Below are 13,390 nucleotides of genomic sequence, written 5' to 3' on the forward strand. Positions count from 1 at the left end.
GTGATATCCGGTGCTTTGCCGTGGAAACGAGCTTGTCGTTGCGAAGGCCGTTCGGGCTGGCGCTTGCGCCGGATTTTGCGCAAAGCGGCCGGGCTTTTCTTTGCTGTTCCTACAAGGCGGCGCCCGGCCTGCCAACCGCCTCATGTCGGCACGTTTCGACGGAGATACATGGCACGAGATCGGCGGCAATTACGGTCGGGCGCAGAGACCGAATGCAGAACAACATGTTCGTCGGGCTGGATGGCCACAAGGTGCAGGACTTGTTCGGAAACAGCCCCGGTCAGTCCGGCGCGTCCAGATCGACGGTGCCGGGGCGCAGGTTGAACGCCTCCAGCCGGGCGCTTGCCGGACCGTCGGGAAAGGCGAGGATGCAGAGGCTGCCCGGCCCGACCGGGACGATGCGCGATGGCGGCAGGCCCAGTAGCGCATCCAGCGCCGCGCGGATCACGCCGCCATGACAGACGGCGAGCGCCGTGGCCTGCGCCTGCTCAACCGTCTTGCCAAGCGCGGCCCCGACGCGGGCGCGGAACTCCGTCCAGCTTTCGCCGCCGGGCGGGGTGAACTGGCCCGCGCGCCAGCCGCGATAGTCTTCGGGGGGCAGGTCGGCGATAAGGCCTCCTCCGCACTGCCCAAGCGCCTGTTCGCGCAGGCGTCGATCTGGTGTCGCGGTTGCGCCGATCAGGATGGCAGTTTCAGCCGCGCGGGCGAGGTCCGAGGTCATGGCGTGATCCGGACCGAGGCTGGCGATCATAGGGGCCAGCGCCCGGGCCTGAGCGCGGCCGTGATCCGAAAGCGCGATGTCGGTCTGGCCCTGAAGGCGGCGGGCGGCGTTCCATTCGGTCTGGCCATGGCGGACGAGGATCAGGCGTTTCAAGGCAGGCGGTATCCTTCGGTATCGAAAATGACGGAAGCGGTATCGGGAAGCGTGACCAGCATCGTTTCGGTCAGCGGCACGGCCGGGGGTGCGATGGCGGTCACGCGGGTACCTTCGACTTGCAGGGTCAGCAGGCGCTGGCCCATCATCGGGATGGATCCCATGAGCTGGGCCTTCAACGCCCGCGGGCCGGGGCCTTTCAGGGCCAGATCTTCCGCCCGCAGCATGGCATGGCCGTCGATCTGCGGCAGTTGGGGGTCAGGCAGCCGCCTGAACCATGCGCCCGCCCGGATCGGGATCAGATTGGCGGGCGGCGTGCCGACAAAGCGGGCGACGAAGGCCGAGGCGGGGCTGTCGAGCAATGCCTGCGGCGGCGCGAATTGCTCGACCCGGCCCTTGTTCAGAACGGCGACATGGGTGGCGAGGGTCATCGCCTCGATCTGGTCATGGGTGACATAGACGGCGGTGGCGCCGGTCGCCTTGTGCAGCCGGGCGATTTCATGCCGCATCTCGACCCGCAAAGTGGCGTCCAGATTTGACAGCGGTTCGTCGAAAAGCATCACCTTCGGGCGTTGCGCGATCATCCGGGCCAGCGCCACGCGCTGCTGCTGGCCACCCGAGATTTCGGACAGGGTGCGGCCGGCCAGATCGGCGATGCCCATCATCGCCAGCGCCTCTTCGACCCGCGCCGCCCGGTCCGGATGGCGGGCGACCTTCAACGGCCAATCGACGTTTCCGGCAACGGTCATATGCGGCCAGAGCGCATAGGACTGGAACACCAGCCACGCATTGCGCCGTTCGGGCGGCAGCGACAGGGCGGAGCCATCGGCAACCAGCCTGCCGCCCATTTCGATCCGGCCGCTGCTTGGCTGATCGAGACCGGCAAGCATCCTCAGCATCGTCGATTTGCCGCAGCCCGAGGGGCCGAGCAGCACGAGGAAACCGCCCTCGGGCACGGTCAGGCTGACATCATCGACGGCAGCATGGCCGGAAAAGCGTTTCGTCATGTTGGCAAGCCGGATCATCTGTCCCGCCCTTTCAGCATCTGGGCGAGCAGCGTCGCGAGGAGAGAGAGGACAAGGATCATCAGCGTCACCGCATTGGCGAACTGGTGAAACCCGTCCGAGGCATAGCGATAGGACAGGACCGACAGCACCGGCGTCTGCGGCGTCTAGAGCAGGACCACGATGGCCAGATCCCCGATCACGTTGACGAAGACCAGAAGCGCGCCGGCGATGACGCCCTTGCTGGCAAGCGGCAAGGTGATCGCGGCAAGGCGACGGGAAAGCGAGGCGCCGGTCATCCGCGCGGCCTCGTCGATCTCGCCGCCGATCTGAGCGACTGTGGCGCGGCCGGTCTGCACAGCGAAAGGCAGGCTGGAGGCGGTGAGTGCAAGCCCGAGCAGCCACGGGGTTCCATAGAGCGCGGGGAGCGGGCCGATGGGTGCGCCGTAAAGCGCGATATAGGCGGCCCCGAAGGCAATGCCGGGCAGGAGCATCGGCAGGAAAGCGAGTTGGTTCACCGTCTCGGTCAGCACCGCGATGCGGGGGCCGGTCAGGGTCACGGCGGTCAGCAGGCCAATGGCGACGGCGGCCGGCGACACGCCCACCCCAAGGCTCAGCGTCGTCCACAGCCCGGTCATCAGTTGCGGATTGCGCAACACGCCGGGCAGGCCACGGGCAAAGGCGGGGTCGGCGGTGCCGATCCAGTAATGCAGCGTCCAGTTCGAGAAAAGCTCCGGACGAGCGGGGCGCAAGGCTCGCCGCGCCCAGCGGGATGATCGGCAGGATGGTGGTGATGAAGCAGATCACCAGCGCAGCGGCCAGCAACGGCCAGCGCGCCGCGCCCAACGTCATGCTGCGCTTGCGGACGCCCTTGCCGCCGATGGCCGCGAAGCTCTTGCGCCCCGCCAGCAGATGGTTGCCCGCCCAAAGGAAGACGGCCGAGACGGCGATCAGCAGCAGCGCGAGGATATAGCCACGCTCGGTCTGTCCGATCTCGATCATGCCGAACAAGCGGGTGGAAAGCGTCTGCATCCGCACCGGCAGGCCCAGCAGCGCGGGCGCGGCGAAATTCGACACGGCGGCGGCAAAGGCCAGCGAGCCTCCGGCCAGCAGCGCAGGCGTGACCATCGGCAGCACGATCCCGAAAAGGATGCGCTTGCGGCTGGCCCCGGCCATCTGCCCGGCCTCCAGCACCTCGCCGTTCAGCGAGGCCAGCGCGGCGGCGATGACGACATAGGCCATGGCGTAATATTGCGCGATCAGGACGAAGCTGGTGGGCAGCAGGCCCCGTGCCAGCCAGTCGGGCACCGAAAGCCCGAACCCCTCGATCAGACCCACCGCGCCGCCCGCGCGGGAATTACGAAGCAGGCTGGTCCGGGCCAGGGCGGTGGCAAAGCTGGGGATCATGAAGGGCAGCGTCGCCAGCACCGCGAGCGTGCGGCGGAACGGCACATCGGTCATCACCGTCAGCCGGGCAAGAAAGCCGCCGATGGCCACCGCGCCCAAGGCCGTGACCGTGCCAAGGATCAGGGTGGTGCCCAAAGGCCGCCAGTGCCAGATTGGGCGCCAGGACGGCCCCAGAGCACCTGGCCCCAGGCCGGGCTGCCCAAAGTGTCGATCAGGATCGTGGCCAGCGGTCCCGCCACCAGAAACGCCAGCAGGCCCAGAACGATGAGCGTCAGGCTAAGGCCGCGGGGAAGGATCATCACAGTCTCCGGCAGGATCGGGGCGCAGGCGATGCCGCGCGCGCGGCCCGAAAGGCTTATTGCAGGGTCAGGATCAGATCGGCCACATCGGCGCGGATCCCGGCCGTTTTCGCGGGGTCGATGGTCCATGCTTCTGAAATCGGCCAGCGCGATCGCCTCGGGATGCGCGGCGATGTCGCTGCGCGCCGACCAGTCGCCCGGAACGTAGAAGGGCTAGAAGGCGTCGCCCCCCGTCTCGCTGTCATCGCCCATCATGAAATCGACGGCCAGACGCGCGGCGGCCGGATGCGCCGATTTCGGGTTCAGCGCCAGCAGCGCCGGAAAGACGATGCCGTTTGCCGGCGCGATCTGGTTCGCCACCTGCAAGGCCCAGCCCTCTTCCTCATTGTCACGGCGGTCGGAATAGGAGGTGAAGCCGATCGGCGCCGCCGTCTGCCCCTTGGGCCCGATCGCCGCGTTCACGTCATCGGTCAGGCCCATCAGCACCAGGTCGCTGGCAAAGAGATCGGCGATGAACTGCTCGCCCGCATTGGTGGCGCCGTCCTTCAGCGCGATCTTTTCGCCGAACTCCGCCTCGCAGGCTGCGGCCATTTCGTCCGACCGCAGCACGATCTCGGTCATCAGGTCGAGGTAATCGCCGCGCTGGAGAGGATCGACCATGACGACCTTGCCCGCCCATTCCGGGCGCTTCAGATCCCACAGGCTGTCGACCGGCGCACCGTCGGGATAGCTTTCCTCGTTGAACATCAGAACCGTAGTGGACAGGCGCTGTGTCAACAGCGGCTTTTGCATCGCGTCGGGCACCCGGTCGGCCATGCGCGGCGGCACATGGCCTTCGACCAGACCGACCGCCAGAAGTTCGGTCATCACCACCGGCGCGTCAGAGATATAGATGACATCCGCGCCCGGCAGACCCGCCGCAGCCTCGGCCTTGATCCGGGCGATCTGCTCGGTCGAGGACATGTCATAGCTGACCATGTCGATGCCCGGATAGGCGGCCTCGAAAGCGGCCTCCACCCGGCCGATGCGGCTGGTGAAGGCATAGACGACCACCTGACCTTCGGCCTGCGCAAGGGGCGCAAGATCGGCGGTCGAGGCGGTGGAAAGATCCTGCGCCATGACGGGCGCGGCGATGGTCGTGCTGAGAGCAAGGGCAGAGAGCAGGCGCATGTGATTCCCTTCGGGCCATGGCCGGTTCGCTGCCGACGTAAGGGATTCTTGCAACGATTGATATGACATGCAAGTTAACTTGCATTCTTTTCCTCTTCGAACCGTTCGATCAGCGCGCCAAGCCGGTCCAGTGACTGCGTTCCACCGCAACTCACCCAGCGCAAGGATCAGCGCGTTGAGCAGCAGCATCGGCACCGTCAGCGTCTGGAAACTGCCCGGAACCCCGCCCCGTGGTGCGGACAGCAGCCGGTCAGGGGTCGGCACCAGCGCGGGACCCAGAGTGTCCGACAGCGCCAGCGTCACCACGCCCAGATCCCGCGCGATCTGCATCAGCGGCGCATGGCCGCGTGGCTGCCGGCGGAACGCGAACAGGATCAGCGCATCGCCCGGGTTCAACGCAAGCGCCTGTTCCGCCAGATCGCGGGCATTGCCCGACAGCACCCGCGCCTCGATCCCCATCCGGCGCAGGCGACGCTCTGCCATGGCGGCCAGCGCCGCGCCATGGCCATGCGCAAACAGAAGATGCGCCGCCCGTCCAGCGCGCTGGCCGCGGCGGCGATGGCGGCATCGCCGACATGGGCGGCCAGATCGGCGATGGCTGCGGCTTCGACCGCGATCAGATGGCTGAGCGGCTGGCCCCCGGCTGCCGACAACGTGGCCGACATCCGGTCCGCCGGGTCGCTCTGGCGCAGGAATTCGCGGCGCAACGCAGCGCGGAAGGCGGCATAGCTTGAGGAGTCAAGCTTGCGGGCAAGGCGCGAGGTCGTGGCCTCATGCACGCCCACACGCGCGGCAAAATCGGCGGCGGTGGCCAGCGCGATCTCTCGGGGCACGCGCATCAACTCCTCGACCAGCCGCGCCTCTGCCTGTGTCAACGTGGCAGAGCGGCTTTGGATACGAGCAATGATTCCGGTATCGGTGGTCACGGCAACTCCCTGACTTCTTCCCGTTCAAACGGATTCCGCAGGTGATCAGCCGTGGCGTCGGGATGGCGTGAGTTTGCGCTTCATGGCGAACCCCACGGGCGCGGCGGGTCGTTGCTTGCGTTGACGCGGCGGGCGCCTCTGGGACCGCCTGTGTAGCCTTCTGGGGCGGCGTCTTGCGGGTCCGTGCTGGGATGGTAGCGGGCACGGGCCTTGATGCCGATGGAAACGGGGGACGTGTCGGCGTTTTGGCGGCATCCTGAATGTCCGGCCCCTGCGCGTCACGCTTGGGCCGTTCCGGCTCATCATCGGGGGCGGTCAGTCCGGGAAAGAAGTAGAAGGCGGACACTCCCGGAAAGGTGGCGGGGTTTCCCCGCGCAGCCTCATAGTCCATCGCGACCCGCTCGTGCTTTACGGCGGCGCGGATCGCGTCCCGGATAGTGGACAACTCAGCCTCACTCCGGTCAAGCAGATTCCTAACCTAAGGTTTAGAACTGAGTGCCGCGCCTGCCAGTCGTTTCGCCTCGAACGGGTCAGCTGTTGAGAGCGGGACCTGGACGGCGTGTCCGCGATACAGGCGCCGCCACACATACAGCCGACCGCGCCGAAACACATAGTTTGCAATGCCCAAACAGCCCGTCGATATGGGGCCAGCGGGTCGCAGCGGCGGGATGACGGCGTGTCATTATGCTGACGCGCTGTCACCAACCCCTGTCGATTGGCATCAACATGCTGAAGCAAACACGCTTTCTGGATGACTGGCTGGGGCGGTAGGATTCGAACCTACGGTACACGGTACCAAAAACCGATGCCTTACCACTTGGCCACGCCCCAACTGTGGAGGGGTGTTTAGCCAAGCTGTCGGATGAGTTCAAGCGGTATTCAGGAAAAATCTTGCCGTTTTGCGAGGCGACAGATATGCGCCGCAATATGGAGAATTATGACCTCATCATCCTTGGCGCGGGTGCCGCCGGAATGTTTTGCGCGGGCAGCGTGATCGCCCGTGATCCCGACCGAAACCTGCGGATTCTGGTGCTGGATCACGCCAGGGCGCCGGGCGAAAAATCCGGGATTTCCGGAGGGGGGCGTTGCAATTTCACCAATCTTGCAACCAGTTACGAACGCTTTCTGTCGCAGAATGCGCGCTTTTGCGCCTCGGCCCTGTCTGGCTATCGTCCCGATGCCTTCGTGTCGCTGATGGATGGGGCGGGAATCGCCTGGCATGAGAAGACGGCGGGCAGCTGCTGCGACGGCAGTTCGCGGCAGGTCGTGGATCTGCTGTTGCACAGGATGCGCGGGGCCGAATTGCGGCTTGGGGCCGGCGTTCGGGATCTGTCCCGGCAGGATGGCCGCTTCGTGGTCGACACGACGGCCGGGGCGGTCTCGGCGACTGTGGTGGTGGTCGCGACCAGGGCGCTCGATTCCCACGGCCGAGGGCGACTTGAGGGATCGGCTATGATATTCGCGCGCAGCTTTGGGTTTGCGGCTGGTCGAGACTCTTGCCGCGCGGGGCTGGTGCCTCTGACCTGCTTGCCGAGTCAGGATCTGGATCTGTGCAAACCGCTGGCAGGCGTTTCCGTGGATGCCGAGGTGCGCCATGGTGCGACCGCGTTTCGTGACGCCCTGCTGTTCACGCATCGCGGCCTGTCGGGTCCGGCCATCCTGCAGATTTCCAGCTATTGGTCGCCGGGCGATGAGATCAGCGTCGATCTGGCGCCGGGTCAGCCGATGGCCGCATTGCTCAAGGATGCGCGCAGCCGGGCAGGGCGCAGCCTGGTTGCGACCGTTCTGGCGCAATACCTGCCCGCGCGTCTTGCCGCGCAGATCGCGCATGAATGTGGTCTGGATCAGGCGCGGCTGGCGGATCAGAACAATGGAACGGTCGAACGGCTGGCGGCGCGGATCAACGACTGGCGCCTGAAGCCTGTCGGATCCGAAGGGTGGCGCACGGCAGAGGTCACTGTGGGCAGGGTGGACACGCGCGATCTGAACGCAAAGACGATGTGCGCGCGTGATGTCCCCGGCCTTTATTCATCGGTGAGGTGGTGGATGTGACCCGGTGGCTTGGTGGATATAATTTCCAACTGGGCTGGGCCTCGGCCGAAGCCGCTGCCCGGCGGATATCGCCGCCATGATGCTGGACGGCTGATCCGGCCCATGACCCGGGTCGGATTTCGCCAGCCGGTCGAATTGCATGAGCGAGGAAATCAGCGCGGGCTTGCGCCTCAGCCGGGATCATGTTCGGCCCATCCGAGGGCGCGTTGTCGTGGATCACTGATGGGTTTCGATAAACACACCTGCGACGCCAAGCGAAACGGCCGCGCGGGCCATGACCGGGGCGAATTCGCGCTGCCCGCCTCGAGGCGGCCGCCGCGACCGCCCGGGCTGCTGCACTGAATGCGTCGCGTCCATGATCACCGGATATCCCGTCCGGGCCATGATCGGCAGGCTGCGCATATCCGCGACCAGCGTGCCGGCGCCGAAACTGACCCCGCGTTCCGTCAGCAGGAATGCGCCCGTTCCCGGTCGAGGCGACCTTGTCCGCGACATTGGGCGTGCCCCATGGCGCCAGAAACTGGCCTTTCTTGATGTTCACGACCGTCCTGGTTTCGCCCGCCGCCAGCAGCAGATCGGTCTGGCGCGACAGAAATGCGGGGATCTGGATGACATCGACAATCGCACCGGCGCGGCGTGCCTGATCGATGTCGTGGACATCGGTCAGCACGGGGCAGCCAATCCGGTCGCGCACCGTCGCCAGCATGTCCAGCCCTTCGTCGATGCCGATGCCGCGGCGCCCCGTCAGAGAGGTGCGGTTTGCCTTGTCATAGCTGGCCTTGAAGACAAAGCCCGCACCCGCGCCGGCGCAGGCTTCGGCCAGCTGTTCGGCGATCATCAGCGCGTGGTCCAGCGTTTCCAGCTGGCAGGGACCGGCAATCAGGACCAGCGGCAGGTCGTTTCCGAAGGTGACATTCCCGGCCGGGACGTGATGCGTCATGAGGATACCTGTTCGCGAAGGATGGAGGAGGTCAGGGACAGCAACAGATAGATGCCCGAAAAGATCAGGAAGGCAACGATCGTGTTCTGGAACGCCTTGGGATAGGTCGCTTCGTCAGGTGGCACGGGTGAAATCGACAGCGACAGATAGCGGACCTCGCTTGTTCGCCCTCGATCCGGGCGGTTTCCATCTGGGCTGCGGCTGCGGCCAGCAGTTCCTGACGGGTCAGCAGGTCGCTTTCCGCGATGCGGATCTGGCCCGAGATCGCCGCCAGCGACCCGCGCGCCGTGCGGTCGTCGGTCAGGCGCGAACGGGTGTCGGTCAGCATGGATTCAAGCCGCTCGATATCCCCCCGGACGCCCGCGACACGGCTTTGGCTGGGGTTGGCGTTGGCCTGCAACTGCCCCAGTTCCAGCCGCTTTTCGTTGAGCTGGCGTTCCAGTTCGGCGATCTGGTTCATGACCACCGTGCCCTCGGCCACCGGGTCAAGAACCCCCAGCTTTTCCTGCAGTTCCAGCACGCGCTGCTGCGCGGCCAGAACCTGCCGCTCGGCGTCCTGATAGCTTTCGATCGAGCCTTCCATCTGGTCGGAGCGCAGGCGAGAGGTCATCTGGTCCACCTGACCCTCGGCATATTTGATCAGCGCCAGCGAGAATTCCTGGCTGAGCTTGGGGTCGGGCGCGATCACTTCCATGTTGATGACGCCTTCGGTCGGATCATAGCCGATTTTGACCGAATTCTGATAGACCTTATAGGCCTGTTCATTCGTGGCGTCAGCCGCCAGCCGCAGGATCGGGTCGATCGAGGGGTCCTGGAACGCGCGTTTGAAACCCAGATCCGAATCCAGCCGCAGCATGGCATCGCGCGAGGTCAGATAGCTTTGCACCGAAACGGAATCGGGGTTGGTCGCCAGTTGCGTGCCGCTGAACAACCCGCCAAGCCCGCCGGAGGACGCCTTTTCCGCCTGCTGGATCTGGAACTGCGATTCCGTGGCGTACAGCGGAGTCGCGACATTGAAGAAATAATAGCCCGCCGCAATGGTCGGAAGGACCACGAAAACGAACAGGCGCGCGGCCAGCATGATCAGCCGGTGGCGGCGGCGTTTGGCGATGTCGCGCTGGATGCGAAAGATTTCGGCGGCGCGCCGTTCTTCGGTCAGAACCTCGCGAGAGGGCAGGTTGGTGCCCTGAAATGCCGTCGTCTCGCCATCGCGGGGCAGGCGCATGGGCATGCCTGCCGACGCCACGGGAACCGGCGTGTTCGGTGCGGCTTCGCGCTGCGAACGCACGGCTTCGGTGGACAGGATCTTGCCGACCTCGGCGCGGTGAAAGGGGTCGATGCCGCGGTCGCGCAGAATGACGACCGCCTCGAAATCGGACGCGACGTCGATTTCATGCATCGCGGCGATCCGCCGTGCCATGCGCAACTGGCGCCCGGTCAGGTTTTCGGCGCGAACCGCCGCCATGCGGGCCTGCATCCCCTCCTGCATCCCCTGAGGCTCTGCGCCAGCGGGCGCCGCGGGACCCGCCGCCTCAGCCCCCGGAAAGCGCATATCGCCAAAGCCGTCATCGGTATTGCCGGTCGCAAAGGGCATGCCCGCATCGCCCGGCGTATTGGTGGTCGCCGAGGCAGCGGGAGCCGGGTTGACCCGCTTGTGCACCTCGATCCGGACCCGGCGTTCGGGATTGGCTGCGGCTGCGGCATCGCGTGTTTTCGAAACAAGCGATTCCTCGCGGCTGAGACGGAAAAGCCGGGCCTTAGGCGGTGTAGTCATAATACTGCTTGGCCTCATCGAGTGTTTCAAACATGTAAAGCCGCCCGTCGCGCATCACGGCGGCAGAGCGGCAGAATTTTTCCAACGTCGACGGCTGGTGCGACACGATGACCACGGTGGCGGTCTTCAGCCGGTCGTACAGCACCGATCCGGCCTTGCGGTTGAATTCGGCATCCGTGGTCTGGGGCATGGATTCGTCGATCAGATAGATGTCGAAATCCAGCGCCAGCAGCAGCGAAAAGGTAAAGCGCGCCCGCATCCCCGAACTGTAGGTGCCGACCGGCATGTCGAAATATTCGCCGATATCGGTCAGCCAGCGGCAGAACGCCTCGACATAGTCGGGATCAAGGCCATAGACGCGGGCGATGAAACGCGCGTTTTCATTGGCCGAATGCTTGGCCACGACGCCGCCCATGTAACCAAGCGGAAAGGACACGCGGCAATCGGTCCTGATCGTGCCTTCGTCCGGTTTTTCAAGGCCGCACATCATGTTGATCAAGGTGGTCTTGCCTGTCCCGTTGGGCGCAAGGATGCCAAGCGAACGACCCAGATCCACCCGGAAGGACGCGCGGTCAAGAATGACCTTGCGCTGAGTCCCCGTCCAGAACGACTTGGACACATTGTCGAATTCAAGCATCCGAAAGCCCTGCAAACATCATGGCCCGGCCCGACCACGGGCAGGGATTTTCGTGATCATGGACACGCCCCGGCACCAGTCGGGGGCGGATAATCGGTCCGGTCTTCTTATGCCGTGCCGCCGGCGCTGTCCACTCTTGGGCATAACGGTTAAGCAGTCGTGAAGCGTCAGCCTTTTTCCTGCGGTTTTGACGACTATTTGTTGAAAATGTCCCTGATCGAGCAAATCTCCGCCTGCCGCCTGTGTCGTGACCGCTTCGCCGCCACGGCGACGCAGCATCAGCCAAGGCCCGTGGCGTGGTTCCGTCCCGGCGCGCGGGTGCTGATCGTCGGGCAGGCGCCGGGGATGCGTGTCCATCTGGCGGGCAGGCCCTTTGCCGATCGTTCGGGCGACCGCCTGCGCGACTGGATGGGCGTCGATGCGGAAACCTTCTATGACCGGGACCGGATTGCGATCGTGCCGATGGCATTCTGCTTTCCGGGCTATGACGCGCGCGGCGCGGACCTGCCCCCGCCGCCGCTTTGCGCGGCGACATGGCGGCAGCGCGTGATGGACCAGTTGGCGCCCCGGCTGGTGCTGCTGGTCGGTGCGCATGCGCAGCGCTGGCATCTTGGGGCGCGGGATCTGACGCGCACCGTTGCCGCATGGCGCGACCATGCGCCGGGCAGCTTTCCCTTGCCTCATCCGTCGTGGCGCAATACCGCGTGGCTGAGACGAAACCCCTGGTTCGAGGCCGAGCTTGTGCCCGAACTGCGCCTGCAACTGAGACAGATACTGGACGCCCCCGATGACCGCGCTTGACGACCTGTGCCTGACAGCCTTTCACGACGCCCCCGCCGATCTGCGCGCGCGCATCCTGTCGCGGCTTGCCGATACCGAGCTTTTTCTGGCGCTCAGCACCGAACCCGCAGCCGATCAGGCGGATATCCTGCTGTTCGATCCGGGCGGCGGCCGGGCCGCGCTGGCCTGCGATGCCGAAGACCGGCTGTCGGGTTTCATGGGCGATGCCGTGCCCTATGCCGCGATGCCGGGGCGGGTGCTGGCCGCGATGCTGGCGCGCGAAGGGCTGTCGCTGCTGGTCAATCCGGGCCAGCGGTCCGAGATGATGCTGGACGCCGAAACCCTGGGCTGGCTTGGCCGCGCGCTCGATTCCGCGCATGTCAGCGCGGGGCAGGGCGATGACATGCGCCTTGGGCCCCCGCGGCCCGATGTCGTCGCGACCCTGCTGGCTCCCCTGTCGCAGCGGCTTGCGGATATGGCAGGGCTTGCGGCAGGGGCGGCGCTGGTCGGTGCCGAATGGCCCGGCGGCACGCGCGGCCACATCCTGTTCCTGAGTGGCACGGCCGAGGCGCATCGCGATGCCCTGGCCAAGGCCATGGCGGAATTCTTTGCCTTTCTGCCGGATATCGACGGCGGGCTGGATGTGGCCTTTGCCGAAACTGCGCTGCCGCGCGACGGCGTCCTGATCGACATTCCAGCCCCCGTGGCGCCCGAGCCTGCGGCAAAGCGCGACCCGAAGGCGCCGCCACGGCTGCGCTGACCGATGGTTTCCTGCGGCGCAGCTTGCGGCGGGCGTTGAAACCGTCGCGGTGCCGTGTTCCGCGCGCCGACCCGATGCACCTTTGCAGGCACGACGATTTCGGCCCGTTTGCAGGACGCCACCTTCAACATGCGGTGGTCGCAACGGATGCCGGTCCCGTTCCCTGTGGGCTGTGCAGACCAGCCAGATAGCCCGTCATCGTCGGGGTTCGTGCTGGGGCGTGGTGGGCGGTGAGGGACTCGAACCCCCGACATTCTCGGTGTAAACGAGACGCTCTACCAACTGAGCTAACCGCCCCTCCGCGACGCCTCTTAGACCGCCTGCGCGCGGTTTGGCAAGCCTTGGCGCGACATGAAAAGAGGCGGCCGATGCGCATGGGCCGCCCCTTTGTCTTCGAGATCGTCCGTGCCCGCGACCGTTTCCCGTCGCGCGGCGATCAGCCTTCGTCGCGAGTGCGCAGACCTTCGGCCAGACAGATGTCGTCGGCTTCCTTGACCGACATCGTGGCGGGGCGGTCGATGGCGCGGTCCCAACGCACGATGCGCTTGGTGTAAAGCTGGCAGGTCACCGAGCCTTTTGCGCTTTCGACCTGAACCGGGTCGGTTTCGTAATCACTGGGGTCGATGCTGCAGGCGGACAGGGTCATCACGGCGGCGGCAAGGGCGGAAATCTTGTAGATCATTGTCAAACCATGTGGGTGAGTGAAATATGCAGAGCAAACAAGGGGCTGCACGGGTGCGGCCCGGATTGCCCCGCTGGCGGCTATA

14 protein-coding genes, 2 tRNA genes and 2 pseudogenes are annotated in these 13,390 nt (G+C 65.7%); 5 read left to right on the top strand and 13 right to left on the bottom strand.

Translation table 11 applies throughout. From position 1 onward, the window contains the following. Positions 1–280 precede the first annotated feature (280 nt). The 4 genes from PE067_RS21185 to PE067_RS21200 are packed head-to-tail and all read right to left on the bottom strand — an operon-like array spanning position 281 to position 2,630. Entirely contained in the window at positions 281–874 is a 594-nt protein-coding gene (locus PE067_RS21185) for a histidine phosphatase family protein (RefSeq protein ID WP_276191764.1), read from the bottom strand. Continuing rightward, the gene (locus PE067_RS21190; RefSeq protein ID WP_276191765.1) at positions 871–1,899 is read right to left on the bottom strand and encodes an ABC transporter ATP-binding protein; all 1,029 of its coding nucleotides are present in this window, start codon (positions 1,897–1,899) and stop codon (positions 871–873) included. The genes PE067_RS21185 and PE067_RS21190 overlap by 4 nt, the downstream gene beginning before the upstream one ends. After that, positions 1,896–2,030, bottom strand: a complete 135-nt coding sequence (locus tag PE067_RS21195) for a hypothetical protein (RefSeq protein WP_276191766.1) — start codon at positions 2,028–2,030, stop codon at positions 1,896–1,898. The genes PE067_RS21190 and PE067_RS21195 overlap by 4 nt, the downstream gene beginning before the upstream one ends. A gap of 15 nt (positions 2,031–2,045) precedes the next feature. Continuing rightward, entirely contained in the window at positions 2,046–2,630 is a 585-nt protein-coding gene (locus PE067_RS21200; protein WP_276191767.1) for an ABC transporter permease subunit, read from the bottom strand. A gap of 41 nt (positions 2,631–2,671) precedes the next feature. On the opposite strand from PE067_RS21200, the gene PE067_RS21205 reads away from it, so the two are divergent. Both PE067_RS21205 and PE067_RS21210 read left to right on the top strand, forming a co-directional pair. Next, positions 2,672–2,851: a hypothetical protein gene (locus PE067_RS21205; RefSeq protein WP_276191768.1), complete on the top strand. Its 180-nt coding sequence runs from the start codon at positions 2,672–2,674 to the stop codon at positions 2,849–2,851. Positions 2,852–2,878: 27 nt separating this feature from the next. Beyond that, on the top strand, positions 2,879–3,115 hold the full coding sequence (locus PE067_RS21210) for a hypothetical protein (RefSeq protein WP_276191769.1): 237 nt from the start codon (positions 2,879–2,881) through the stop codon (positions 3,113–3,115). A 289-nt stretch (positions 3,116–3,404) separates the two neighbouring features. On the opposite strand, the gene PE067_RS21215 is transcribed toward PE067_RS21210, so the two are convergent. The 4 genes from PE067_RS21215 to PE067_RS21230 form a co-directional block, all read right to left on the bottom strand. Then, a complete protein-coding gene (locus PE067_RS21215; protein WP_276191771.1) occupies positions 3,405–3,584 on the bottom strand; it encodes a hypothetical protein in 180 nt (59 codons plus the stop codon). 213 nt (positions 3,585–3,797) lie between these two features. Continuing rightward, a complete protein-coding gene (locus PE067_RS21220) occupies positions 3,798–5,237 on the bottom strand; it encodes an ABC transporter substrate-binding protein (RefSeq protein ID WP_276191773.1) in 1,440 nt (479 codons plus the stop codon). After that, positions 5,147–5,680 (bottom strand): hypothetical protein, encoded by a 534-nt coding sequence (locus tag PE067_RS21225; RefSeq protein ID WP_276191775.1) that lies wholly within the window; start codon positions 5,678–5,680, stop codon positions 5,147–5,149. Before PE067_RS21225 ends, PE067_RS21220 begins: the two co-directional genes overlap by 91 nt. A 756-nt stretch (positions 5,681–6,436) precedes the next feature. Next, positions 6,437–6,511 (bottom strand) — tRNA-Gln (locus tag PE067_RS21230). 141 nt (positions 6,512–6,652) lie between these two features. On the opposite strand from PE067_RS21230, the pseudogene PE067_RS21235 reads away from it, so the two are divergent. Next, a pseudogene (locus PE067_RS21235) lies at positions 6,653–7,812 on the top strand (aminoacetone oxidase family FAD-binding enzyme). Positions 7,813–7,840: 28 nt separating this feature from the next. Here the strand turns inward: PE067_RS21235 and kdsA are convergent. From kdsA to PE067_RS21250, 3 genes and pseudogenes are all read right to left on the bottom strand, one after another. Beyond that, positions 7,841–8,672 (bottom strand): annotated as a pseudogene (kdsA, locus tag PE067_RS21240) (3-deoxy-8-phosphooctulonate synthase); the annotation flags it as partial. Between the two features lie 64 nt (positions 8,673–8,736). Further along, complete coding sequence (locus PE067_RS21245; RefSeq protein WP_346429748.1) at positions 8,737–10,446, bottom strand: capsule biosynthesis protein; 1,710 nt, start codon at positions 10,444–10,446, stop codon at positions 8,737–8,739. Further along, positions 10,430–11,083 carry an ATP-binding cassette domain-containing protein gene (locus PE067_RS21250; RefSeq protein ID WP_276191776.1) on the bottom strand — a complete coding sequence of 218 codons (654 nt, stop codon included), beginning with the start codon at positions 11,081–11,083 and terminating at the stop codon, positions 10,430–10,432. Before PE067_RS21250 ends, PE067_RS21245 begins: the two co-directional genes overlap by 17 nt. A 207-nt stretch (positions 11,084–11,290) precedes the next feature. On the opposite strand from PE067_RS21250, the gene PE067_RS21255 reads away from it, so the two are divergent. Together PE067_RS21255 and PE067_RS21260 are read left to right on the top strand one after the other, a co-directional pair. Further along, positions 11,291–11,884, top strand: coding sequence for a uracil-DNA glycosylase family protein (locus PE067_RS21255; protein WP_276191875.1), 594 nt, complete (start codon positions 11,291–11,293; stop codon positions 11,882–11,884). Next, positions 11,871–12,623, top strand: a complete 753-nt coding sequence (locus PE067_RS21260) for an SseB family protein (RefSeq protein ID WP_276191777.1) — start codon at positions 11,871–11,873, stop codon at positions 12,621–12,623. Before PE067_RS21255 ends, PE067_RS21260 begins: the two co-directional genes overlap by 14 nt. A 221-nt stretch (positions 12,624–12,844) precedes the next feature. Here the strand turns inward: PE067_RS21260 and PE067_RS21265 are convergent. Further along, positions 12,845–12,920 (bottom strand) — tRNA-Val (locus PE067_RS21265). Between the two features lie 139 nt (positions 12,921–13,059). Then, positions 13,060–13,305, bottom strand: coding sequence for a hypothetical protein (locus tag PE067_RS21270; protein ID WP_276191778.1), 246 nt, complete (start codon positions 13,303–13,305; stop codon positions 13,060–13,062). Between the last annotated feature and the right edge of the window lie 85 nt (positions 13,306–13,390).

The sequence above is a fragment of the Paracoccus sp. DMF-8 genome, assembly GCF_029309835.1.
GTDB lineage: Bacteria > Pseudomonadota > Alphaproteobacteria > Rhodobacterales > Rhodobacteraceae > Paracoccus.